The sequence below is a fragment of the Streptomyces sp. NPDC049541 genome, from assembly GCF_044465725.1.
In the GTDB taxonomy this organism is placed as follows: domain Bacteria; phylum Actinomycetota; class Actinomycetes; order Streptomycetales; family Streptomycetaceae; genus Streptomyces.
Genome location: NZ_JBITLY010000009.1, coordinates 67,908 through 91,425, shown reverse-complemented (window position 1 = coordinate 91,425; position 23,518 = coordinate 67,908). Strand labels below are relative to the sequence as shown.

Here is a 23,518-nt window from a genome sequence, read left to right as displayed (position 1 = left end):
TGGAAGGGACACCATGGCAAAGAGCACTCTGCGCAAGGTCACCATGGCCGTACTGGCCCCGGCGATGGCCATCGGCGCCACCGTCGGCCTCGCGTCCGCCCCCGCCTCCGCGGCGGTCTGGAGCTCCTGCGCCCAGTACGGCAGCACGAGCCTGAACGGCTACACGCTCTACAACAACATCTGGGGTTCCGGTGCCGGCAGCCAGTGCATCTGGGCCAACTCCGGCACCAACTGGGGTGTCTGGGCCGACCACCCCAACACCGGCGGCATCAAGTCCTACCCGAACGCCACCAAGGCGATCAACAAGTCGATCACCTCGCTGGGTTCGCTCTCCAGCAGCTACAACGTCAGCGTCCCGTCGTCCGGCGCGTACGAGACGGCGTACGACATCTGGGACACCAACCACAAGTACGAGATCATGCTCTGGATGAACAAGACCGGCGCCGTCGGCCCGCTCGGCACCTCGCAGGGCAACGTCACGCTGGGCGGTCACTCCTGGACCGTCTACAAGGGCACCAACGGCTCCAACGACGTGTTCTCGTTCGTCCGCAGCTCCAACTCGGCCTCCGGCACGGTCGACATCCTGCCGATCCTGAAGTGGATCAAGGACACCAAGGGCTGGTTCGGCAACGTGACCATCGGGGACGTGCAGTTCGGCTTCGAGATCACGTCATCGTCCGGTGGCCTGAACTTCATCGTCAACAGCGAAAGCGTCAGCAGCAGTTGATGTTGATGCGGGCCGGGTGAGGTTTCATGGACCCCATGCAGATCCTCACCCCCCTCCGCACCACGCTGGCGGCCGCTGCCGCAGTGCTCGCCATACCGGGCACCGCGGCAGCGGCACCCACGTCCCCCTGGTCCTCACCCCTGCACCCGGTGGCCTCCCTCGCCGCCGAACGCCTCGCCACCGCCGACCTGGTGGCCGCGGCCAAGTGGGGCACCGACAGCCCCATCGACGACCCCGCCCGCGAGCAGGTGGTCCTCGACAACGTCGCCGCACAGGCGAAGCAGCTCGGCGCCGACCCCGACGAGGTCCGCCGCATCTTCCGCGACCAGATCGAGGCCAACAAGGACGTCCAGCGCGCCCTCTACGCCCGCTGGACCGCCCACCCCGACCAGGCCCCCACCACCAGGCCCGACCTGAACGTGGTCCGCCAGACCATCAACCGCATCACCACGGCCCTGGTCCAGGCAGTAGCGGACACCACCCCGGAGCGCACAGCCCTGACGTGCCACCCCGAACTCTTCCTGGCGGTGATCGAGGTCCACCACGAAAAACACCCGGACCTGGTCCACACAAAGGCCCTGGCCCGCTCCCTGGAGTCCGTCTGCAGGAACTAGCAGGCGGAACATCGTCCGCTGCGGTTCTGCCGCGCCCCTGAAAGGGGCGCGGGGCTGCATCGATTTGCGGCTCCGCCGCGTGGGCGCGACAAGCCACGACGGCGCGACAGCCGATCACGGACCTACCGCGGCACATCCTGCGAAGCAACAGGCAACCGAACCCCGTCCCGCAAGAACAACGGAATCCGATCCAACGGCGCCGCGACCGTCACGGTCGCACCACCCTCGTACGTCCGACCGGTCCACGCATCGGTCCACGTGGCCCCCACCGGAAGATAGAGGGTCCGGGCGCTCGCGCCAGCCGTAAGCACCGGCGCCACCAACAGATCCCGCCCGAACAGATACGCATCATCCACGCCCCAGGCGGCCTCGTCCTCCGGGAACTCCAGGAACAGCGGCCGCATCACCGGCAGCCCCTCCTCGTGCGCCTCCCGCATCACGTCCAGGACATACGGCTTCAACCGCTCCCGTAGCCGCAGGTACTTCTCCAGGATCGCCCCGGCCTCCTCGCCGTAGGACCACACCTCGTTGGGCCCCCCGGTCATCTCCGGCCCCAGCGGCATCCCCGGGTCACGGAACCCGTGCAGCCGCATCAGGGGAGACAGGGCCCCGAACTGGAACCACCGCACCATGACCTCGCGGTACGCCGGGTCGTCCGGGTCGCCGCCGTGGAAGCCGCCGATGTCGGTGTTCCACCAGGGGATGCCGGACAACGCGGTGTTGAGGCCGGCCGCGATCTGGCGGCGCAGGGTCGGGAAGTCCGTGCCGATGTCGCCGGACCACAGGGCGGCGCCGTAGCGCTGACTGCCCGCCCAGGCCGAGCGGTTGAGGGTGATCACCTCGTCCTCGCCGGACGCGCGCAGGCCCTCGTAGAAGGTGCGGGCGTTCTCGGCGGGATAGCTGTTGCCGACCTCCAGGCCGGGACCCGCCCAGTAGCGAAGGTTCTCCTGGAAGCCCGGTTTGAGTTCGGGCTCGCAGGCGTCCAGCCAGAAGGCCGTGATGCCGTACGGCTCCAGGTAGTTCTCCTTCACACGCGACCACACGAACTCCCGGGCCTCGGGGTTCGTGGCGTCGTAGAAGGCGACCTGGACGGTGGAGGCGACCTGCTTGTCGGGCCAGTCGGCGTGCGCCATCGGGCCGTACTGGGTGCCGATGAAGTAGCCGCGCTGCTCCATCACCGGGTGGTTCTCGCTCAGCGGCGACACGGACGGCCACACGCTCACCACCAGCTTGATGCCCAGCTCGTCCAGTTCACGGACCATCGCCGCCGGGTCGGGCCACTCGGCCGGGTCGAACTTCCACTCGCCCAGGTGCGTCCAGTGGAAGAAGTCGCACACGATGGCCGAGATGGGCAGGCCCCGGCGCTTGTACTCCCTTGCCACCGCGAGGAGTTCGTCCTGGGTGCGGTAGCGCAGCTTGCACTGCCAGAAGCCGGCCGCCCACTCCGGCAGCATCGGCGTACGGCCGGTGACCGCGCTGTAGCGGCGCTGGCCGTCGGCCGGGGTGCCCGCGGTGATCCAGTAGTCGATCTGACGCGCCGAGTCGGCCACCCAGCGGGTGCCGTTGTGCGCCAGTTCCACGCGGCCGATCGCCGGGTTGTTCCACAGCAGGGTGTAGCCGCGGCTGGAGGAGAGCACCGGGATGCCGACCTCGGCGTTGCGCTGGACCAGGTCGAGGACCAGGCCCTTCTGGTCGAGGCGGCCGTGCTGGTGCTGCCCCAGGCCGTACAGCTTCTCGTCGTCGTAGGCGGCGAACCGCTGCTCCAGGCGGTGGTGGCCGTTGCCGACGGCTGTGTACAACCGTGACCCCGGCCACCAGAAGTGGGCGCGTTCCTCGGCCAGCACCTCGTGGCCGTCGTCGGTGCGCAGGAAGCGGACCAGGCCCTCGGCGCTCACCTCCACGGTGAGGGCGCCGACCGTCAACTGCCCTTCACCGTCACCGATCTTGACGCTGCTCTCGGTGGCCGGCGCCTCGTCGAGCAGGGCGCCCGGCAGGCCCTCCAGGATCGGGCCGCCGAGCCTCGCCCGCACCCGGACCGCGTCCGGACCCCAGGGTTCGATGCGGAGGGTCTCCTGACGGCCGCTCCACTCCAGTGCGCCGTCCCGCTCCCGGAAGGTGCCGACGGTGGGTGACGACTGGGCGAGGCTGACCTGGGGCTGGGCGGCCCCGGCCTGTGGCTGGTTTTCGGCAGGCTGGTTCACGAGGGGTGCTCCCGAAAGGCATGAGGGTGCCCGCACAGGGCACGGAAGAGCGGGATCAGGAAGTACCGGAGGGTGCCGGGCCCGTGCTCGCCCGGACCGTCAACTCCGGGGCGAGCAGCACGACTTCGTCCGTGCCCCGGCCGTCCAGCTTGGCGACCAGCCGCTCCACGGCGTGCCGCCCCATCTCCTGCGCGGGGATGGCGACGGACGTCAGCCGCACCGAGGCCTGCACGGCGACCTGGTCCGGGCAGACCGCGACCACCGACACGTCCTCGGGCACGGCACGGCCCTGCTGGCGGAGCAGGGCGAGCAGTGGCTCGACCGCCGACTCGTTCTGCACGACGAAGCCGGTGGTGCCCGGCCGCTCGTCGAGAATGCGGGCGAGGGTGACGGCCATGGCGTCGTACCCGCCCTCGCACGGCCGGTGCAGCAGCCGTACGCCCAGCTCCTGGGCGCGTGAGCGCAGTCCGTCGAGGGTGCGCTCGGCGAAGCCCGTGTGCCGCTCGTAGACGGCGGGGGCCTCTCCTATGACAGCGATGTCGCGGTGGCCGAGCATCGCCAGGTGCTCCACGCACAGCGCGCCGGTCGCCCTGAAGTCGAGGTCGACGCAGGTCAGTCCGGAGGTGTCGGCGGGCAGGCCGATGAGGACCGAGGGCTGGTCGGTGCCGCGCAGCAACGGCAGCCGCTCGTCGTCGAGTTCGACGTCCATCAGGATCATCGCGTCGGCGAGCCCGCTGCCGGTCACCCGGCGCACCGCGTCGGGGCCCTCCTCGCCGGTCAGCAGCAGGACGTCGTAGCCGTGCGTGCGGGCCGTGGTGGCGACCGCGATGGCGATCTCCATCATCACCGGTACGTACATGTCGGTGCGCAGGGGGACCATCAGCGCGATGATGTTCGACCTGCTGCTGGCCAGGGCCCGCGCGCCCGCGTTCGGGTGGTAGCCGAGTTCGCGGATGGACTGCTCGACCCGCTGCCGGGTGGTCGTGGAGATGGACCGCTTGCCGCTGAGGACATAGCTCACCGTGCTCGCCGAGACTCCGGCGTGCTGGGCGACCTCGGCGAGGGTGACCATCCAGCTCTCCAAGCGTGTGAAGCGCTTCGACAGTGCGCATGACGAACAGGGGCGAGTGGGGGTGGTCCGACACTAGCTCTCGTGAGGGTGGGTGTCCATAGGGAGTCGAAGCGCTTCGACAGCGCTTTCTTCTCGGCTTTCCTTTCGAGGTGCCGCCCCCTGGAAGAGGTGGTACCAGAAACATCCGCCGAACGGCTGCACAAAGGGTGGTGGCCTCGCCCCGAATCGGGTACATACGATCGGGTAGCACCCGTCGGTAACCAAAGTCGACCAAGATCCCGATTCGCGGCGAGGTGGCCCTCATGTCCGCAGCACCCGCACCCTCTTCCCGACGCCCCACCGTCACCGAACGCGAGGCCCGCCAGGTGGCGGAGGCGGCCCGTGAACAGGACTGGCGCAAGCCGAGCTTCGCCAAGGAACTCTTCCTCGGCCGCTTCCGCCTCGACCTCATCCACCCGCACCCCACCCCGTCCACCGAGGACGTGCAGCGCGGCGAGCAGTTCCTCACCAAGCTCCGCGACTTCTGCGAGACGAAGGTCGACGGCGCGCTGATCGAGCGCGAGGCCCGGATCCCCGACGAGGTGATCAGCGGCCTCAAGGAACTCGGCGCGCTCGGCATGAAGATCGACACCAAGTACGGCGGCCTCGGCCTCACCCAGGTGTACTACAACAAGGCACTCGCGCTGGCGGGCTCGGCCAGTCCTGCGATCGGCGTACTGCTGTCGGCGCATCAGTCGATCGGCGTACCGCAGCCGCTGAAGCTGTTCGGCACACAGGAGCAGAAGGAGCAGTTCCTGCCGAGGTGTGCCCGCACCGACATCAGCGCCTTCCTGCTCACCGAGCCGGATGTCGGCTCGGACCCGGCCCGGCTCGCCACCAGCGCGGTGCCGGACGGGGACGACTACGTCCTCGACGGGGTGAAACTGTGGACCACCAACGGCGTGGTCGCCGACCTGCTCGTCGTGATGGCGCGGGTGCCGAAGAGCGAGGGCCACAAGGGCGGCATCACCGCCTTCGTCGTGGAGACCAACTCGCCGGGCATCACCGTGGAGAACCGCAACGCCTTCATGGGCCTGCGCGGCATCGAGAACGGCGTCACCCGCTTCCACCAGGTCCGCGTCCCGGCGGCCAACCGGATCGGCCCGGAGGGCGCGGGCCTGAAGATCGCCCTCACCACCCTCAACACCGGCCGGCTCTCGCTGCCCGCGTCCTGCGTGGCGGCCGGCAAGTGGTGCCTGAAGATCGCCCGTGAGTGGTCGGCGGCCCGTGAGCAGTGGGGCAAGCCGATCGCCCAGCACGAGGCGGTCGGATCGAAGATCTCCTTCATCGCGGCGACCACCTTCGCCCTGGAGGCCGTACTCGACCTGTCCTCGCAGATGGCGGACGAGGACCGCAACGACATCCGCATCGAGGGCGCCCTGGCCAAGCTCTTCTCCTCGGAGATGGCCTGGCTCATCGCCGACGAGCTCGTCCAGATCCGCGGCGGCCGCGGCTTCGAGACGGCCGCGTCCCTCGCAGCCCGCGGCGAGAGGGCGGTCCCGGCCGAACAGGTCCTGCGCGACCTGCGCATCAACCGCATCTTCGAGGGCTCGACCGAGATCATGCACCTGCTGATCGCGCGCGAGGCCGTGGACGCCCACCTGTCGGTGGCCGGTGACCTGATCGACCCCGAGAAGTCCTTGCAGGACAAGGCCAAGGCGGGCGCGAACGCGGGTGTCTTCTACGCCAAGTGGCTCCCGAAACTGGTCGCGGGACCGGGTCAACTGCCCGTCTCCTACGGCCAGTTCAAGCACGGCGTGGACCTCTCCCCGCATCTGCGGTACGTCGAACGGCACTCCCGCAAGCTGGCCCGCTCCACCTTCTACGCCATGTCCCGCTGGCAGGGGAAGATGGAGACCAAGCAGGGCTTCCTCGGCCGTATCGTCGACATCGGCGCCGAACTGTTCGCGATGAGCGCGGCCTGCGTACGGGCCGAACTCCTGCGCAGCCAGGGCGACCACGGCCGCGAGGCCTACCAGCTCGCCGACGTCTTCTGCCGCCAGTCCCGCATCCGCGTCGAGGAACTCTTCAACCGACTGTGGACCAACACCGACGACCTCGACCGCAAGCTGGTCAAGGGCATCATGTCGGGCACCTATGAGTGGCTGGAGGACGGCATCGTCGACCCCTCGGGCGAGGGACCGTGGATCGCCGCGGCGGACCCCGGGGCCTCGGAGAAGGAGAACGTGCACCGCCCCATCCGCTGAGCTCCCGGAACCTTCCGGAGGGATCCCCTCCGGCACGTGATCTTCACGGCGTTTCGCCGTGGGGCTGTCCGGCGCATGGGGTCGGCCGGCAGGAACGTCTCCTGCCGGCCGACCCGTGCGGGTCCTGGCGCGTGCAGCCGCGGTGACCGACAACGACGCGGCTGTGGCCCCACGCCTCCAAGGCAGTGGGGCAGCGCCTGCCGGGCCCGCGACGCCGAGCTCAACCGCCGGGCAGCCCCAGGGGAACCCCCCTTCAACCCCCGCAGAGCCCGACAAGCCGCCCACCCGAGCGACGCACTGTCCTCCCCGCGCTCCGGCTCGGCAACAATGGAGCGATGAGCGACAGTCCAGCCCCCCTCGCCGACCCGCATCTCGTCTTCGACCCCGTGGCGGGAACCGGCCCGAAGGACGTGGTGATCCTCGGCTCCACCGGGTCGATCGGCACCCAGGCCATCGATCTCGTGCTGCGCAACCCCGACCGCTTCCGGGTCACCGGACTCTCCGCCAACGGCGGCCGCATCGCCCTCCTCGCCGAGCAGGCGCACCGGCTGCGGGTGCGGACCGTGGCGGTCGCCCTTGAGGACGCCGTACCGGCACTGCGTGAGGCGCTCACCGCGCAGTACGGCCCGGGGGAGCCGCTCCCGGAGATCCTCGCCGGGCCCGAGGCGGCCACCCAGGTCGCGGCCACCGACTGCCACACCGTGCTCAACGGCATCACCGGCTCCATCGGCCTCGCCCCGACCCTCGCCGCCCTGGAGGCGGGCCGCACCCTCGCGCTCGCCAACAAGGAGTCGCTCATCGTCGGCGGCCCGCTGGTCAAGGCGCTCGCCAAACCCGGGCAGATCATTCCGGTCGACTCCGAGCACGCGGCCCTGTTCCAGGCGCTGGCGGCCGGTACGCGCGCCGACGTACGCAAACTCGTCGTCACCGCCTCCGGCGGCCCCTTCCGCGGCCGTACCAAGGCCGAACTGGCGAACGTCACCGTCCAGGACGCCCTCGCCCACCCCACCTGGGCCATGGGCCCGGTGATCACGATCAACTCGGCGACCCTCGTCAACAAGGGCCTCGAGGTGATCGAGGCACACTTGCTGTACGACATTCCCTTCGACCGCATTGAGGTCGTCGTGCATCCCCAGTCGTATGTCCACTCGATGATTGAGTTCACCGACGGATCGACGATCGCCCAGGCGACGCCCCCCGACATGCGCGGGCCCATCGCCATCGGCCTGGGCTGGCCCGAGCGCGTCCCCGACGCGGCACCGGCCTTCGACTGGAGCACGGCCTCGACGTGGGAGTTCTTCCCCCTCGACAATGACGCGTTCCCGTCGGTGAACCTCGCCCGGCACGTGGGCGAACTCGCGGGCACCGCCCCGGCGGTGTTCAATGCGGCCAACGAGGAATGCGTGGAGGCGTTCCGTAGTGGCGCGCTGCCGTTCAACGGGATCATGGAGACCGTGACCAGGGTCGTCGAGGAGCACGGCACCCCGCCCACGGGAACTTCACTCACCGTGCCGGACGTCCTCGAAGCGGAGACCTGGGCACGGGCCCGGGCCCGGGAACTGACGGCGCAGACGACTTCTGCCGCGGAGGCGCGTGCATGACATCCCTGATGATGATCCTCGGCATAGTGATCTTCGTGGTCGGTCTGCTGATCTCGATCGCGTGGCACGAGCTGGGGCATCTGTCCACCGCCAAGCTCTTCGGCATCCGTGTGCCGCAGTACATGGTGGGCTTCGGCCCGACCCTCTGGTCGCGGAAGAAGGGCGAGACGGAGTACGGCTTCAAGGCGATCCCGCTCGGCGGCTACATCCGCATGATCGGCATGTTCCCGCCCGGCGACGACGGCCGGATCACCGCGCGCTCCACCTCGCCCTGGCGCGGCATGATCGAGGACGCCCGCTCGGCGGCCTTCGAGGAGCTGCGGCCCGGGGACGAGAGCCGCCTCTTCTACACCCGCGCCCCCTGGAAGCGGGTCATCGTGATGTTCGCGGGCCCCTTCATGAACCTGGTGCTGGCCGTGGCGCTGTTCCTCACGGTCCTGATGGGCTTCGGCATCACCCAGCAGACCACCACCGTCAGCTCCGTCTCGCAGTGCGTCATCGCCCAGAGCGAGAACCGCGACAAGTGCACGAAGTCCGACGCCGCCTCCCCGGCCGCCGCGGCGGGCCTCAAGGCCGGCGACAAGATCGTGTCCTTCAACGGGGTGCGCACCGACGACTGGAACAAGCTCTCCGACCTCATCCGCGCCACCCCCGGCAAGGACGTGGCGATCGTCGTCGACCGCAAGGGCCAGGAGACGACCCTGCACGCGAAGATCGCCACCAACCAGGTCGCCAAGAAGGACTCCACCGGACACGTCGTCCCGGGCAAGTACGTCACCGCCGGCTTCCTCGGCTTCAGCGCCGCCAACGGCGTCGTCCGCCAGGACTTCGGCGAGTCGGTGTCCTGGATGGGCGACCGGCTCGGCGAGGCCGTCAGCTCCATCGCGGACCTGCCCGGCAAGATCCCCGCCCTGTGGAACGCGGCCTTCGACGGCGCCCCCCGCCAGCCCGACTCCCCGATGGGCGTGGTCGGCGCGGCCCGCGTCGGCGGCGAGATCTTCACCATGGACATCCCGCCGACCCAGCAGCTGGCCACGGCCCTGATGCTGATCGCCGGCTTCAACCTCTCCCTGTTCCTCTTCAACATGCTCCCGCTGCTCCCGCTCGACGGCGGACACATCGCGGGCGCCCTGTGGGAGTCGCTGCGCCGCCACCTGGCCAGGGTGCTGCGGCGCCCCGACCCGGGCCCGTTCGACGTGGCGAAGCTGATGCCGGTGGCGTACGTGGTGGCTGGCGTCTTCGTCTGCTTCACCCTGCTGGTGCTGATCGCGGACGTGGTCAACCCCGTGAAAATCACCTAGGGAAAAGCAACTGGTCACGCGGAGTTCGTGGCGGCCCGGCACGCTCTGTGCCGGGCCGCCTTCCCATGAGCGGGTTTACCGGCGAGGGTGTCCCCCCGCCGGGTGTGTTCGAGGTGGGGGCGTGCTGGGGCCCGCGCCGGTGCCGTAATCTCGAAGCGAAGCCTGGAGCCCGATGATCCGGGACCGGACCTTGATCCACGACTTGGGGTTGCACAGCAGATGACTGCGATTTCTCTCGGCATGCCGTCCGTTCCGACCAGGGTTGCCGAGCGTCGGCAGAGCAGGCAGATCCAGGTCGGATCCGTGGCGGTCGGCGGCGACGCGCCCGTGTCCGTGCAGTCGATGACCACCACCCGTACATCCGACATCGGCGCGACCCTCCAGCAGATCGCCGAGCTCACCGCCTCCGGCTGCCAGATCGTGCGCGTCGCCTGCCCCACGCAGGACGACGCGGACGCGCTCGCCACCATCGCGAAGAAGTCGCAGATCCCGGTCATCGCCGACATCCACTTCCAGCCGAAGTACGTGTTCGCGGCCATCGAGGCGGGCTGCGCGGCCGTCCGCGTCAACCCGGGCAACATCAAGCAGTTCGACGACAAGGTCAAGGAGATCGCGCGGGCCGCCAAGGACCACGGCACCCCGATCCGCATCGGCGTCAACGCCGGCTCCCTCGACCGGCGGCTGCTCCAGAAGTACGGCAAGGCGACCCCCGAGGCCCTGGTCGAATCGGCCCTCTGGGAGGCGTCCCTCTTCGAGGAGCACGACTTCCGGGACATCAAGATCTCGGTCAAGCACAACGACCCGGTCGTGATGATCGAGGCGTACAAGCAGCTCGCCGCCCAGTGCGACTACCCCCTGCACCTCGGTGTGACGGAGGCCGGGCCCGCCTTCCAGGGCACGATCAAGTCGGCGGTCGCCTTCGGCGCACTGCTCTCGCAGGGCATCGGCGACACCATCCGGGTCTCCCTCTCCGCGCCCCCCGTGGAGGAGGTCAAGGTCGGCAACCAGATCCTGGAGTCCCTGAACCTCAAGCAGCGCGGCCTGGAGATCGTCTCCTGCCCGTCCTGCGGCCGCGCCCAGGTCGACGTCTACAAGCTGGCCGAGGAGGTCACCGCGGGCCTGACCGGCATGGAGGTCCCCCTCCGCGTCGCCGTCATGGGCTGCGTCGTCAACGGCCCCGGCGAGGCCCGCGAGGCCGACCTCGGCGTCGCCTCCGGCAACGGCAAGGGGCAGATCTTCGTCAAGGGCGAGGTCATCAAGACGGTCCCCGAGTCCAAGATCGTGGAAACCCTCATCGAGGAGGCCATGAAGCTGGCCGAACAGATGGAGGCGGACGGCACCCCGTCGGGCGAGCCGTCGGTCTCGGTGGCGGGCTGAGGGCACTTGTCGAGCGCCGGGCGGGGGTTGATCCTTTCAGCCCGTCCGGCGTTTGCGGACGAGGGCGTTCAGGCCGAAAGCGGGGGCCTGGGGGCGGCAGCCCCCAGACGGCACGGCAGCCAGGCGCCCACCGGGCAACGGCCAGTACGCCAACCGGGGGCAGCACCGCCCGGCTTCCGCAGGTACAGTGCGGAGATCAGCAGAACCGCACGATGAGGCCCGCACGTGTTGACGCAGACCACCTCACGGGTGCTCGAACCGAGCGACCTGGACGCCGCGCTCGCCGTCCTCGACCGCGAGCCGGTCGCGAACGCCTTCGTGACCTCCCGCGTCCAGGTCGCGGGCCTCGACCCGTGGCGGCTCGGCGGCGAGATGTGGGGCTTCTACGAGGAGGGCATGCTGACCTCCCTCTGCTACGCGGGCGCCAACCTCGTCCCGATCTGCGCCGGCCCGCGCGCCGTACGCGCCTTCGCCGACCGCGCCCGCAGGGCCGGTCGCCGCTGCTCGTCCATAGTCGGCCCCGTCGAGGCCACCACCCAGCTCTGGCGCCTGCTCGAACCCAGCTGGGGCCCGGCCCGCGAGGTCCGCGCCCACCAGCCGCTCATGGTCACCGACCGCATGCCCGCCGACATCGCCCCGGATCCGTACGTCCGCCGTATCCGCAAGGACGAGATGGAGACGATCATGCCGGCCTGCGTGGCGATGTTCACCGAGGAGGTCGGTGTCTCGCCGCTCGCCGGGGACGGCGGGTTGCTCTACCAGGCCCGGGTCGCCGAACTCGTCGGCTCGGGCCGTTCGTTCGCCCGCCTCGACGAGCACGGCAAGGTCGTCTTCAAGGCGGAGATCGGCGCCGCCACCCCCCAGGCCTGCCAGATCCAGGGGGTCTGGGTCGCCCCCGAGTACCGGGGAATGGGGATCGCCGCACCGGGCATGGCCGCGGTCCTGCGCTACGCGCTGGCGGACGTCGCCCCGATCGTCAGCCTCTACGTCAACGACTTCAACACCCCCGCGCGAAGGGCGTACCGGCGGGTGGGGTTCCAGGAGGTCGGCGCTTTCATGAGCGTTCTCTTCTAGCCGCGCTTCCGGCCGCACTTCAAGCCGGACTTCCCGCCGCAGTTCACAGCACTGTTCTGAGCCCCGTACGAGACCTGTAGTCTCCCCGGCATGCTGCGCTTTCCCGGTCACGGACACCGCCATCCCGAAGACGTCGTGATCGGCCCCCTCGACCTGTCCGCCCGGGTCGACGAGGCGCTCGCCGTGCAGGCCGTGGCCTTCGGACTCGGCGCCGACGAGGTCGCCGTACGCCGGCAGATCGTGCTGCGGCACATGACGTACCCGGGAGCCCGCGCACTGGGGGCCACCGTCGAGGGCCGCCTCGTCGGCTTCGTCTACGGCATGCCGAACGACCGCACGCACTGGTGGTCCACCGTCGTCGAGCCGTACCTCCGTGCGCAGGGGCACGACGGCTGGCTCGACAACTCCTTCGTGATCACCGAGCTGCATGTGCACCCGCGCCACCAGAACCGCGGCATCGGCCGCTCCCTCATCACGACCATCACGGACGGTGCCACCGAGCCCCGCTCGATCCTGTCGGCGATCGACGTCGACAGCCCGGCCCGCGGCCTCTACCACTCCCTCGGCTACCAGGACCTGGCCCGCCAGGTCCTCTTCCCGAGCGCCCCGAAGCCGTACGCCGTGATGGGCGCCCCCCTGCCCCTGCGGCGCCGTTAACCGATTTCCACCGGAACCGGCCCCCCGGCTAACCTCCTTGCCATCACCCTTACGCAGCAGGAGTACGAGAACCATGGCGAACGCACCGGTCCAACGCATGTCCCAGTTGATGGCGAAGACGCTGCGTGACGACCCGGCGGACGCCGAGGTCCTCAGCCACAAGCTGCTCGTCCGCGCCGGCTATGTGCGCCGCACGGCGGCCGGTATCTGGTCGTGGCTGCCCCTCGGCAAGAAGGTCCTCGCCAACGTCGAGCGGATCGTCCGTGAGGAGATGGACGCGATCGGCGCCCAGGAGGTGCTGCTCCCCGCCCTGCTGCCGCGGGAGCCGTACGACGCCACGGGCCGCTGGGACGAGTACGGCCAGGAGCTGTTCCGCCTCAAGGACCGCAAGGGCGGCGACTACCTCCTCGGCCCCACCCACGAGGAGATCTTCACCCTGCTGGTGAAGGACCAGGCGTCCTCCTACAAGGACCTGCCGGTGATCCTCTACCAGATCCAGCACAAGTACCGTGACGAGGCCCGTCCGCGGGCCGGCATCCTGCGCGGCCGTGAGTTCCTGATGAAGGACTCGTACTCCTTCGACACCGAGGACGAGGGTCTCGCCCAGTCCTACGCGCTGCACCGCCAGGCCTACCAGCGCGTCTTCGAGCGCCTCGGCCTCGACTACCGCATCTGCGCCGCGACCGCGGGCGCGATGGGCGGCTCCAAGTCGGAGGAGTTCCTCGCCCCCGCCGAGGCCGGCGAGGACACCTTCGCGGACTGCCCGAACTGCGACTTCGCGGCCAACACCGAGGCGATCACCTACGAGCTCAAGCCGGTGGACGCCGCAGACGTGCCCGCGCTGGAGGAGATCCCGACCCCCGACACCCCGACCATCGAGACCCTCGCCGCCTTCCTGGAGGTCCCGGCCTCCGCCACCCTGAAGAACCTCCTGGTGAAGGTCGACGGCGAGATCGTCGCCGTCGGTGTCCCCGGTGACCGCGAGGTCGACATGGACAAGGTCGAGGCGCACTTCGCCCCGGCGGTCGTCGAGATGGTCACCGAGGCGGACTTCGCGGGCCGCCCCGACCTGGTCCGCGGTTACGTCGGCCCGCAGGGCCGCGGCGAGAAGGTCAAGTACCTCGCCGACCCGCGTGTGGCCCCCGGCACCGCCTGGATCACCGGAGCCAACAAGGCGGCCACGCACGCCAGGAACGTCGTGGCGGGCCGTGACTTCGAGGTCGACCAGTACGTCGACGTCGTGGTCGTCCAAGAGCGCGACCCCTGCCCCAAGTGCGGCACCGGCCTCAAGCTGGACCGCGCCATCGAGATCGGCCACATCTTCCAGCTCGGCCGCAAGTACGCGGACGCCCTGAAGCTCGACGTCCTCGGCCAGAACGGCAAGCCGGTCCGCGTCACCATGGGCTCCTACGGCATCGGCGTCTCCCGCGCGGTCGCGGCCCTCGCCGAGCAGACCGCCGACGAGCAGGGCCTGTGCTGGCCCGCCGAGGTCGCCCCGGCCGATGTGCACGTCGTCGCCGCGGGCAAGGCCCTGCAGATCGAACTCGCCCTCGACGTCTCCGAGAAGCTGCGGGCGGCCGGACTGCGCGTTCTGGTCGACGACCGGGCGGGTGTCTCCCCGGGCGTCAAGTTCACGGACGCCGAACTCATCGGCGTACCGAAGATCCTGGTCGCCGGCCGCCGCTCCGGCGAGGGCGTCCTGGAGCTGAAGGACCGGAAGACCGGAGAGCGCGAGGAGCTGACGGTGGACGAGGCGATCGCCCGCCTGACCGCCTGAGAGACACCTGACGCACCACAACCAGGGGCGGGGCCGCTTCCATCAGCGGCTCCGCCTCCGAACCAACGTGAACGGCGTTTTCCGCCAATGTCCGCGCGACGCTCCGCCGCCCCTCATCATTTCCGGTCACCTGGGCAACCATGTGACAGACGGTGCACGGGTGAGGGGAGAGGGATGAACCTGAGAGACGATGCGCGTGAGCTCCAGGGTGAACTGGCCGTGCTGCGCCGGGCGTTGCACCGGGAGCCGGAGATAGGGCTGCACCTGCCGCGCACACAGGAGAAGGTGCTGGCCGCGCTGGACGGACTGCCGCTGGAGATCAGCACCGGCAGTTCGCTGTCCTCCGTCACGGCCGTGCTGCGCGGCGGCGCCGCGCCCGGCGGCCCCGTCGTCCTGCTGCGCGGCGACATGGACGCCCTGCCCGTCACCGAGCGCACCGGCGCGGAGTTCGCCTCACGGATCGCGGGCGCCATGCACGCCTGCGGTCACGACCTGCACACGGCCGGTCTGGTCGGCGCCGCCCGGCTGCTCGCGGACCGGCGCGAGAGCCTCGCCGGGGACGTGGTGTTCATGTTCCAGCCGGGGGAGGAGGGCTGGGACGGCGCCGGTCACATGGTCCAGGAAGGGGTGCTGGACGCGGCGGGACGCCCCGTCGACGCCGCCTACGGACTGCACGTCAGCTCGTCCTCGTATCCGACCGGCGTCTTCGCCTCCCGCCCCGGCCCGCTGATGGCGGCCTCGGCGGGCCTGCATGTGCGCGTGGTCGGCGCCGGCGGCCACGGCTCCCGCCCGCACGACTCCCTCGACCCGATCCAGGCGGCCTGCGAGATGGTCACCGCGCTGCAGACGATGGTGACTCGGCGCTTCGACGTGTTCGACCCGGTCGTGGTCACCGTCGGCACCTTCCACGCCGGCACCCGGCGCAACATCATCCCCGACGACGCGTCCTTCGAGGCGACCGTCCGCACCTTCTCGCCGGCCGCCGCCGAACGCGTCGCGGAGGTCTCCGTACGCCTCTGCCGGGACATCGCCACCGCCCACGGCCTCACCGCCGAGGTCGACTTCGTCCCCGAATACCCGGTCACCGTCAACCACGCCGGCGAGCACGACTTCCTCGCCGACACCGTCCGCGAGGCCTTCGGGGAGGAGCGCTACGAGCAGCTCACCGACCCCATCACCGGCTCGGAGGACTTCTCCCGGATCCTGGACCGGGTGCCGGGCGCCTTCGTCTTCCTGGGCGCCGACGCCACCGGTGACCCGGAGACCGCCCCCACCAACCACTCCCCGCTCGCCGCCTTCGACGACGCGGTGCTGTCCGACGGCGCCGCCCTGCTCGCCGAACTGGCCGTCCGCAGGCTGGACCGTCTCGTCGAGGAGGCACAGGGCGCCCGTACCACCTGATCCCAACGCGAGAGCTGAACCGCCCTAAAGCCACCCGGCGAACTCGAGCAGAAGCTCCGCGTCCTTCTCCCGCCCCACCCGAAGCGCCCGCACCCCGGACTCCGCGGCCCGGAACAACGTCCACCCCCGCAACCGCTCCTGATCCACGTCCAGCGACTCGGCAAGCCGCTTCACCCGCCGCCGTGTCGTCGCCGCCCCCGCCGGCGAGGCGATCAGATCCTCCACCCGGTCCCGCACCAGCCGAGCCAGATCGAACGCACATTCACCCACCACCGGATCGGGCCCCACGGCCAGCCACGGCATCCGCTCGCCGGCGAGAACCTTGCTCTGCCGAAACGTCCCGTGCAGCAGCCGCTGCTCAGGCGGATCCGCCAGCAGCCCCTCGCGGGCGGCGACCGCGGCGTCGACCAACCCGGCCACCTCGGCGAAGCCCGCCGCGGTCGCCCGCATGGCCTCGGCCTGCCGCCCGGTCCGCTCGGCCACGGTCTCGAAGACATGCGCGCCCTCGTGGGCAGGAGGCTCCACCCACAGCCGCCGCAGCGTCCCCGCCGCCTCCAGCAGCGCCTTCGCCTCCGGCAACGACCGCACCGACACATCCGGATGCAGCCGCTCCAGCAGCAGCACACCCTCCGTCGTGAACGGTTCGACCAGCTGTACGGCGCCCGTACCGCCCCAGTGCGCCAGCGCGGCCCGCTCGCTCTCCGGACGGGCCCGGGGCGGGGCCAGCTTCAGCACGGCGGGCGTCCCGTCGGGGCGCCGCACCAGCACGACCAGGCTGCTGCGGCCACCGGGCACCTGCACCCGTTCCACGGTCAACTCGCGCAGCTCGACCGCCTGCCGGGCCGCCTCGGGCAGCTTCTCCAGCCAGTCGTCGCCGTCCGGTGCCGTCTCACCGAGCGCCCTGACCAGACGCTGCGGCGGTGCGAAAACCATGCGCGAGTCGTTCCTTCCCGTATGCGTTACGCCGTGGGGGCCGGCGAGGCCGGGGCGGTGGCCGCCCGCTCGGCGAGCCCAGGGAAGGCTACGCTCTCGCCGCTCCAGCGCACCGCCCGCACCGCCGCCTCCCGCAGCGCCCCGGCGGCCGCGCGCCGCCGCTCGCCCCCGGTTGCCCGCACCAGGTCGGAGTAGACCCCCGCCACCCGGTCCTCCAGCTCGGCGGCGAGCCGCACGGCCGCGGCCGAGTCCGGCACCGGGAACGGCAGCGCGTACCCCGCCGCCGCGGCCACCGGCGTGCCGCCCAGGTCCCGCACCTCCCGGGTGAGGGCATCCCGCCGGGCCCGGTGCGCGTCGTACGCCGCCCGGGCCTCCGTACGCCGTCCCGCGCGGATCCGCCCGCCGACGACCCCGTAGCCGTACACCGCCGCATGCTCGGCGGCCAGCGCCGCCTGCAGGGCCTTCAGCTCCGTCTCTCGGCTCACCCGGCACCCTCCGTCAGCAGATACGCATGCGCCGCCCCGGCCGCCGCCACCGAGGCCAGCAGCCGCGCGAACTCGCCCGGTACGTCGAGGAGCGCCGTGATCCGCCGGTCGGCCAGGGCCCGCTCGGCGGCGGCCAGCTCGGCGAGGGCGTCCTTCTGGTTCACGGGTACGGCGGCCGGGGGCGCAGCCAACGCCGGCGCCGTGGGGGAGGACTCGGCCACCGTCCCCCCGAACGCCTCCACATGCCGGCCGACCTCCGCCCGCAGCGCCCCCAACCGCTCCGCCACGGCGGGGTGCGCGGCGATCACGGCGTCGTACCGCCCGAGCAGCCCCACACTGTCCCGCGCCGCACGCGCGCGTGCCTTCTCCGTGACCGACGGACTGCCACCGGCACTCTGCTCGGACTCCCCGCCGGAGCACCCCACCAACAGGGCGGCCCCGGCGGCCGAAGCAAGCACGGATCTTCTGCGCGGCCCCGAGGGGGCGCGCAAGGGCGGGGGGTACGACACGGCTGACGTCCTCGGGGGCCTCGTACGAACACGCTCGCGGGAAGAGCGCCCCGCGTGTGATCACGGTACCCGCGCATCCATCGCAGTCATGTCACCGGCTCGACAGCCACCTGAAGGGGCGCGAGTCTGTGTCGATATGCGGCTCCGCCGCGTGGGCGCGACAAGCCGCACACAACCCGCACTCGCCCAATGGGCCACAGCCCCCGAGCCAATAGGCGACCCGGCACCACCGTCGGAGGCACCCGGCACCGCACGTCCGTACGTGGACGGCAACACACCCTGCGACCGGATACCCTTTGACCAGACACGCGACCCATCCCACAACAGCACACGCGGCCGAGGAGTCACCCGGATGAGCACCACCCAGAGCGAGAGGCTGCGAGAGCTCCTGGAACCGCTCGTCAGCTCCCAGGGCCTGGATCTCGAAGAGATCGCAGTGGACTCCGTCGGACGCAAGCGGGTGCTGCGCGTGGTCGTCGACTCCGACACCGGTGCCGATCTGGACCAGATCGCCGATGTGAGCCGCGCGCTCTCGGCGAAGCTGGACGAGACGGACGCGATGGGCGAGGGCGAGTACACCCTCGAGGTCGGAACCCCGGGCGCGGAGCGCTCCCTCACCGAGCACCGGCACTACGTGCGCGCGGTCGACCGGCTGGTGAAGTTCCAGCTGACCGAGGGCGGCGAACTGGTCGCGAGGATTCTGAAGGTCGACGACGAAGGCCTCGACCTCGAAGTGCCCGGGGTGAAGGGCCGCAGGCCCACCAGCCGCAGACTCGCCTTCTCGGACATCGGCAAGGCGCGCGTGCAGGTCGAGTTCAACCGCAAGAACGAGAAGGAAGAGGAGGCGTAGCCGTGGACATCGACATGAGTGCCCTGCGGGGCTTGGTACGGGAGAAGGAGATCTCCTTCGACCTGCTGGTCGAGGCGATCGAGTCGGCCCTCCTCATCGCCTACCACCGAACCGAGGGAAGCCGCCGCCACGCGCGCGTGGAGCTCAACCGGGAGACCGGCCACGTGACGGTGTGGGCGAAGGAGGATCCCGAGGACCTCGAGGAGGGCCAGGAGCCCCGCGAGTTCGACGACACCCCGTCCGGCTTCGGCCGTATCGCCGCCACCACCGCCAAGCAGGTCATCCTGCAGCGGCTGCGCGACGCCGAGGACGACGCGACGCTCGGCGAGTACGCCGGCCGCGAGGGCGACATCGTCACCGGAGTGGTGCAGCAGGGCCGCGACCCGAAGAACGTGCTCGTGGACATCGGCAAGCTGGAGGCCATCCTGCCGGTGCAGGAGCAGGTGCCGGGCGAGACGTACCCGCACGGCATGCGGCTGCGCTCGTACGTCGTACGAGTGGCGAAGGGCGTCCGCGGCCCGTCCGTGACCCTCTCGCGCACCCACCCCAACCTGGTGAAGAAGCTCTTCGCGCTGGAGGTGCCGGAGATCGCCGACGGGTCCGTGGAGATCGCGGCGATCGCCCGTGAGGCCGGTCACCGCACCAAGATCGCCGTACGGTCCACCCGTTCGGGCCTGAACGCCAAGGGCGCCTGCATCGGCCCCATGGGCGGGCGGGTGCGCAACGTCATGGGCGAGCTGAACGGCGAGAAGATCGACATCGTCGACTGGTCGGACGACCCGGCGGAGATGGTCGCCAACGCGCTGTCGCCCGCCCGGGTCTCCAAGGTGGAGGTCGTGGACCTCGCCGCCCGCTCCGCGCGGGTGACGGTGCCGGACTACCAGTTGTCGCTGGCGATCGGCAAGGAAGGGCAGAACGCCCGCCTCGCGGCCCGGCTGACCGGCTGGCGGATCGACATCCGTCCGGACACCGAGCAGGCCGAGGAGCAGCGCGGGTAGCCGCGCGGGGAATAGATCCAAGCCGCGGATGGCTTAGATCACGACAGTTGCATGCGCGGAACTGTTCGATTCTTGCCCCAAAGGGGTGAGGTCGCCACGGGGAGGTAGACTTAAGGGTGTCTGGCCGGACGCGCGTCCGCGCATGCCCTGAGCGCACCTGTGTGGGGTGCAGGCAGCGAGCGGCCAAGAAGGATCTGCTGCGCATCGTGGCGGTCGAGGGCGAATGCGTCCCCGATCATCGCGGTACGCTGCCCGGCCGGGGTGCTTATGTGCACCCCGCCCTGGTCTGTATCGACCTGGCGGTACGCCGCCGGGCGTTCACGCGGGCGCTGCGCGCCCCGGGAGCGCTCGACACAAAGGCGTTGCGCCTCTATGTCGAGCAGGCGACACAGTAAGACGTGGTCGTGCGGAACCTCCGTGCGGCCCTGGTACCCCGCGAGTTGGAAGTAGGTCGAGATTGCGATGAGCACTCGATGAGCACGCGATGAGTACGCCCATGAAGTAGCGACGGTCCGGCCGCAACCCGGACCTAAAAGGAGCGAAGTGGCTAAGGTCCGGGTATACGAACTCGCCAAGGAGTTCGGGGTTGAGAGCAAGGTCGTCATGGCCAAGCTCCAAGAACTCGGTGAATTCGTCCGTTCGGCGTCTTCGACCATCGAAGCGCCCGTCGTCCGTAAGCTGACGGACGCCCTCCAGCAGGGCAACGGAGGCGGCAAGTCCGCCCCCGCACGCAAGGCTGCCCCGGCTCGTCCGGCAGCCCCCTCTCCCGCGCAGGCCGCCCGTCCGGCCGCCCCGCGCCCGCCGGCCCCCAAGCCGGCCGCCGCCGAGAAGCCCGCGGCTCCCGCCGCGCCGGCCGCTCCCGGCCCCCGTCCCACCCCGGGCCCGAAGCCCGCGCCGCGGCCCGCCCCGGCGTCCCCGGCTCCGACCACGCCCGAGTTCACGGCGCCGCCGGCGGCTCCCGCCGCCCCGGCTGCCTCCCAGGGCCAGGGCTCCGGCCCGCGTCCGGGCGCTCCGCGTCCGGCAGGCCAGGCCCCGCGTCCGGGCGCCCGTCCCGGCGCCCCCGGTCAGGGCGGCCAGGGCCGTGGTGACCGTGGCGACCGTCCCGGTGGCGCCCCGCGCCAGGGTGGCGGCGCTCCGCGTCCCGGTGCCCGTCCGGCCGGTCCCCGTCCGGGCAACAACCCCTTCACCTCCGGTGGCTCCACCGGCATGGCGCGCCCGCAGGCGCCCCGTCCGGGTGGCGCTCCGCGTCCCGGCGGCCCGGGTGCCCCGGGTGGGGCTCCGCGTCCGCAGGGTGCCGGCCAGGGCGGTCCGCGTCCCCAGGGCGCTGCGGGCGGTCCCCGTCCGCAGGCTCCGGGCGGCCCGCGTCCGACCCCGGGCGGCATGCCCCGTCCGCAGGGCGGTCCCCGTCCCGGCGGCGGCCCCGGCGGCCCGCGTCCCAACCCCGGCATGATGCCGCAGCGTCCGGCTGCCGGCCCGCGTCCCGGCGGCGGTGGCCCCGGCGGCCGCGGTCCCGGCGGCGGCGGTCGTCCCGGTGGCGGCGGCGGTCGTCCCGGCGGCGGTGGCGGCTTCGCCGGTCGTCCCGGTGGCGGTGGCGGCGGCTTCGCCGGTCGTCCCGCCGGTCCCGGTGGTGGCGGCGGTGGCGGCTTCGCCGGTCGTCCGGGTGGCCCCGGCGGTGGCGGCGGTGGCCGTCCCGGCTTCGGCGGCCGTCCCGGTGGTCCGGGCGGTCGTGGTGGCACGCAGGGCGCCTTCGGTCGTCCCGGCGGTCCCGCGCGCCGCGGTCGCAAGTCGAAGCGGCAGAGGCGCCAGGAGTACGAGGCCATGCAGGCCCCGTCGGTCGGCGGCGTGATGCTGCCTCGCGGCAACGGCGAGACCATTCGCCTGTCGCGCGGTGCCTCCCTCACCGACTTCGCGGAGAAGATCAACGCCAACCCGGCGTCGCTCGTCGCGGTCATGATGAACCTGGGCGAGATGGTCACGGCCACGCAGTCCGTCTCCGACGAGACGCTGCAGCTCCTCGCGGGCGAGATGAACTACGAGGTTCAGATCGTCAGCCCCGAGGAGGAGGACCGCGAGCTGCTCGAGTCCTTCGACATCGAGTTCGGCGAGGACGAGGGCGGCGAAGAGGACCTGGTCGTCCGTCCGCCGGTCGTGACCGTCATGGGTCACGTCGACCACGGTAAGACCCGACTGCTCGACGCCATCCGCAAGACCAACGTCATCGCGGGCGAGGCCGGCGGCATCACCCAGCACATCGGTGCCTACCAGGTCGCGACCGAGGTCAACGACGAAGAGCGCAAGATCACCTTCATCGACACCCCGGGTCACGAGGCGTTCACCGCCATGCGTGCCCGTGGTGCGAAGTCGACCGACATCGCGATCCTGGTCGTCGCGGCCAACGACGGCGTCATGCCGCAGACGGTCGAGGCGCTCAACCACGCCAAGGCGGCCGACGTCCCGATCGTCGTCGCGGTCAACAAGATCGACGTCGAGGGTGCCGACCCGACCAAGGTGCGCGGTCAGCTCACCGAGTACGGGCTGGTGGCCGAGGAGTACGGCGGCGACACGATGTTCGTCGACATCTCCGCCAAGCAGGGTCTGCACATCGACTCCCTGCTGGAGGCCGTGGTCCTCACCGCGGACGCCTCGCTCGACCTGCGGGCCAACCCGAACCAGGACGCGCAGGGCATCTCGATCGAGTCCCGTCTCGACCGCGGCCGTGGTGCCGTGTCGACGGTCCTCGTCCAGCGAGGCACCCTGCGGGTCGGCGACACGATGGTCGTGGGCGACGCCTACGGCCGGGTCCGCGCCATGCTCGACGACAACGGCAACAACGTCGCCGAGGCCGGCCCGTCGACGCCGGTCCAGGTCCTCGGCCTGACCAACGTCCCGGGTGCGGGCGACAACTTCCTGGTGGTGGACGAGGACCGTACGGCCCGTCAGATCGCCGAGAAGCGCGCCGCCCGTGAGCGCAACGCCGCGTTCGCCAAGCGCACGCGCCGTGTCTCCCTCGAGGACCTGGACAAGGTGCTCAAGGCCGGCGAGGTCCAGCAGCTCAACCTCATCATCAAGGGTGACGCTTCTGGTTCCGTCGAGGCTCTCGAGTCCTCCCTGCTCCAGCTGGACGTCGGCGAAGAGGTCGACATCCGCGTCCTGCACCGCGGCGTCGGTGCGGTCACGGAGTCGGACATCGACCTGGCGATGGGCTCGGACGCCATCGTGATCGGCTTCAACGTCCGTGCGGCAGGCCGCGCGGCGCAGATGGCCGAGCGCGAGGGCGTGGACGTCCGCTACTACTCGGTCATCTACCAGGCGATCGAGGAGATCGAGGCGGCCCTCAAGGGCATGCTCAAGCCGGAGTTCGAGGAGGTCGAGCTCGGTACGGCGGAGATCCGCGAGGTCTTCAAGTCGTCCAAGCTGGGCAACATCGCGGGTGTTCTCATCCGCTCCGGCGAGGTCAAGCGCAACACCAAGGCGCGCCTCATCCGCGACGGCAAGGTGGTCGCGGAGAACCTCAACATCGAGGGTCTGCGTCGCTTCAAGGACGACGTCACCGAGATCCGCGAAGGGTTCGAGGGCGGTATCAACCTCGGCAACTTCAACGACATCAAGGTCGACGACGTCATCGCGACGTACGAGATGCGCGAGAAGCCGCGCGTCTGATCCAGCACGCGATCGGGGCCGATCGGCGGGGAAGT

Annotated in this window: 19 protein-coding genes; 14 read left to right on the top strand and 5 right to left on the bottom strand. The window is 70.8% G+C overall.

What is annotated here, in order from left to right; all coding sequences use genetic code 11:
* Nucleotides 1-13: 13 nt before the first annotated feature.
* Nucleotides 14-727 (top strand): hypothetical protein, encoded by a 714-nt coding sequence (locus ACIBW9_RS30385; protein ID WP_398960240.1) that lies wholly within the window; start codon nucleotides 14-16, stop codon nucleotides 725-727.
* 35 nt (nucleotides 728-762) lie between these two features.
* Nucleotides 763-1,341 (top strand): chorismate mutase, encoded by a 579-nt coding sequence (locus tag ACIBW9_RS30380; RefSeq protein WP_398960466.1) that lies wholly within the window; start codon nucleotides 763-765, stop codon nucleotides 1,339-1,341.
* A 122-nt stretch (nucleotides 1,342-1,463) separates the two neighbouring features.
* Here ACIBW9_RS30380 and ACIBW9_RS30375 read toward each other — a convergent pair whose 3' ends face one another.
* Entirely contained in the window at nucleotides 1,464-3,542 is a 2,079-nt protein-coding gene (locus ACIBW9_RS30375; RefSeq protein ID WP_398960239.1) for a TIM-barrel domain-containing protein, read from the bottom strand.
* Nucleotides 3,543-3,597: 55 nt separating this feature from the next.
* The gene (locus ACIBW9_RS30370; protein WP_398960238.1) at nucleotides 3,598-4,614 is read right to left on the bottom strand and encodes a LacI family DNA-binding transcriptional regulator; all 1,017 of its coding nucleotides are present in this window, start codon (nucleotides 4,612-4,614) and stop codon (nucleotides 3,598-3,600) included.
* Nucleotides 4,615-4,916: 302 nt separating this feature from the next.
* Between ACIBW9_RS30370 and ACIBW9_RS30365 the strand changes: the two genes are divergently transcribed.
* The 8 genes from ACIBW9_RS30365 (at nucleotide 4,917) to ACIBW9_RS30330 (ending at nucleotide 16,048) form a co-directional block, all read left to right on the top strand.
* Complete coding sequence (locus tag ACIBW9_RS30365) at nucleotides 4,917-6,860, top strand: acyl-CoA dehydrogenase family protein (RefSeq protein WP_398960237.1); 1,944 nt, start codon at nucleotides 4,917-4,919, stop codon at nucleotides 6,858-6,860.
* Nucleotides 6,861-7,195: 335 nt separating this feature from the next.
* Nucleotides 7,196-8,461 (top strand): 1-deoxy-D-xylulose-5-phosphate reductoisomerase, encoded by a 1,266-nt coding sequence (gene dxr, locus ACIBW9_RS30360; protein ID WP_398960236.1) that lies wholly within the window; start codon nucleotides 7,196-7,198, stop codon nucleotides 8,459-8,461.
* Nucleotides 8,462-8,469: 8 nt separating this feature from the next.
* On the top strand, nucleotides 8,470-9,762 hold the full coding sequence (locus ACIBW9_RS30355) for a M50 family metallopeptidase (protein WP_398960465.1): 1,293 nt from the start codon (nucleotides 8,470-8,472) through the stop codon (nucleotides 9,760-9,762).
* Nucleotides 9,763-9,981: 219 nt separating this feature from the next.
* Entirely contained in the window at nucleotides 9,982-11,139 is a 1,158-nt protein-coding gene (ispG, locus tag ACIBW9_RS30350) for a flavodoxin-dependent (E)-4-hydroxy-3-methylbut-2-enyl-diphosphate synthase (RefSeq protein WP_115905551.1), read from the top strand.
* Between the two features lie 225 nt (nucleotides 11,140-11,364).
* Entirely contained in the window at nucleotides 11,365-12,213 is an 849-nt protein-coding gene (locus ACIBW9_RS30345; protein ID WP_398960235.1) for a GNAT family N-acetyltransferase, read from the top strand.
* Between the two features lie 90 nt (nucleotides 12,214-12,303).
* Nucleotides 12,304-12,870, top strand: a complete 567-nt coding sequence (locus tag ACIBW9_RS30340; protein WP_398960234.1) for a GNAT family N-acetyltransferase — start codon at nucleotides 12,304-12,306, stop codon at nucleotides 12,868-12,870.
* Between the two features lie 73 nt (nucleotides 12,871-12,943).
* A complete protein-coding gene (locus ACIBW9_RS30335) occupies nucleotides 12,944-14,647 on the top strand; it encodes a proline--tRNA ligase (RefSeq protein ID WP_398960233.1) in 1,704 nt (567 codons plus the stop codon).
* Between the two features lie 174 nt (nucleotides 14,648-14,821).
* Nucleotides 14,822-16,048: a M20 family metallopeptidase gene (locus ACIBW9_RS30330; protein ID WP_398960232.1), complete on the top strand. Its 1,227-nt coding sequence runs from the start codon at nucleotides 14,822-14,824 to the stop codon at nucleotides 16,046-16,048.
* A 24-nt stretch (nucleotides 16,049-16,072) separates the two neighbouring features.
* Here the strand turns inward: ACIBW9_RS30330 and ACIBW9_RS30325 are convergent, their stop codons facing one another.
* From ACIBW9_RS30325 to ACIBW9_RS30315, 3 genes are read right to left on the bottom strand one after another with little or no spacing between them, the layout of a single operon-like run.
* The gene (locus ACIBW9_RS30325) at nucleotides 16,073-16,981 is read right to left on the bottom strand and encodes an aminoglycoside phosphotransferase family protein (protein ID WP_398960231.1); all 909 of its coding nucleotides are present in this window, start codon (nucleotides 16,979-16,981) and stop codon (nucleotides 16,073-16,075) included.
* 26 nt (nucleotides 16,982-17,007) lie between these two features.
* Entirely contained in the window at nucleotides 17,008-17,466 is a 459-nt protein-coding gene (locus ACIBW9_RS30320) for a ferritin-like domain-containing protein (protein WP_398960230.1), read from the bottom strand.
* On the bottom strand, nucleotides 17,463-17,975 hold the full coding sequence (locus ACIBW9_RS30315) for a hypothetical protein (protein ID WP_398960229.1): 513 nt from the start codon (nucleotides 17,973-17,975) through the stop codon (nucleotides 17,463-17,465). Before ACIBW9_RS30315 ends, ACIBW9_RS30320 begins: the two co-directional genes overlap by 4 nt.
* Before the next feature lie 352 nt (nucleotides 17,976-18,327).
* Here ACIBW9_RS30315 and rimP point away from each other — a divergent pair, with 352 nt between their 5' ends.
* From rimP to infB, 4 genes are all read left to right on the top strand, one after another.
* The gene (gene rimP, locus ACIBW9_RS30310) at nucleotides 18,328-18,825 is read left to right on the top strand and encodes a ribosome maturation factor RimP (protein WP_398960228.1); all 498 of its coding nucleotides are present in this window, start codon (nucleotides 18,328-18,330) and stop codon (nucleotides 18,823-18,825) included.
* A 2-nt stretch (nucleotides 18,826-18,827) separates the two neighbouring features.
* Nucleotides 18,828-19,823, top strand: coding sequence for a transcription termination factor NusA (gene nusA, locus ACIBW9_RS30305; RefSeq protein WP_398960227.1), 996 nt, complete (start codon nucleotides 18,828-18,830; stop codon nucleotides 19,821-19,823).
* Nucleotides 19,824-19,939: 116 nt separating this feature from the next.
* A complete protein-coding gene (locus ACIBW9_RS30300; RefSeq protein WP_398960226.1) occupies nucleotides 19,940-20,218 on the top strand; it encodes a YlxR family protein in 279 nt (92 codons plus the stop codon).
* Between the two features lie 148 nt (nucleotides 20,219-20,366).
* Entirely contained in the window at nucleotides 20,367-23,483 is a 3,117-nt protein-coding gene (gene infB, locus ACIBW9_RS30295) for a translation initiation factor IF-2 (protein ID WP_398960225.1), read from the top strand.
* Nucleotides 23,484-23,518 lie beyond the last annotated feature (35 nt).

Coding starts and splice junctions, on each gene's coding strand:
- ACIBW9_RS30335 (WP_398960233.1), top strand. CDS start 12,944: ATGGCGAACGCACCGGTCCAACGCATGTCCCAGTTGATGGCGAAGACG.
- dxr (WP_398960236.1), top strand. CDS start 7,196: ATGAGCGACAGTCCAGCCCCCCTCGCCGACCCGCATCTCGTCTTCGAC.
- ispG (WP_115905551.1), top strand. CDS start 9,982: ATGACTGCGATTTCTCTCGGCATGCCGTCCGTTCCGACCAGGGTTGCC.
- rimP (WP_398960228.1), top strand. CDS start 18,328: ATGAGCACCACCCAGAGCGAGAGGCTGCGAGAGCTCCTGGAACCGCTC.
- ACIBW9_RS30370 (WP_398960238.1), bottom strand. CDS start 4,614: ATGGTCACCCTCGCCGAGGTCGCCCAGCACGCCGGAGTCTCGGCGAGC.
- ACIBW9_RS30340 (WP_398960234.1), top strand. CDS start 12,304: ATGCTGCGCTTTCCCGGTCACGGACACCGCCATCCCGAAGACGTCGTG.
- ACIBW9_RS30385 (WP_398960240.1), top strand. CDS start 14: ATGGCAAAGAGCACTCTGCGCAAGGTCACCATGGCCGTACTGGCCCCG.
- ACIBW9_RS30365 (WP_398960237.1), top strand. CDS start 4,917: ATGTCCGCAGCACCCGCACCCTCTTCCCGACGCCCCACCGTCACCGAA.
- ACIBW9_RS30380 (WP_398960466.1), top strand. CDS start 763: ATGCAGATCCTCACCCCCCTCCGCACCACGCTGGCGGCCGCTGCCGCA.
- ACIBW9_RS30355 (WP_398960465.1), top strand. CDS start 8,470: ATGATGATCCTCGGCATAGTGATCTTCGTGGTCGGTCTGCTGATCTCG.
- ACIBW9_RS30325 (WP_398960231.1), bottom strand. CDS start 16,981: ATGGTTTTCGCACCGCCGCAGCGTCTGGTCAGGGCGCTCGGTGAGACG.
- ACIBW9_RS30330 (WP_398960232.1), top strand. CDS start 14,822: ATGAACCTGAGAGACGATGCGCGTGAGCTCCAGGGTGAACTGGCCGTG.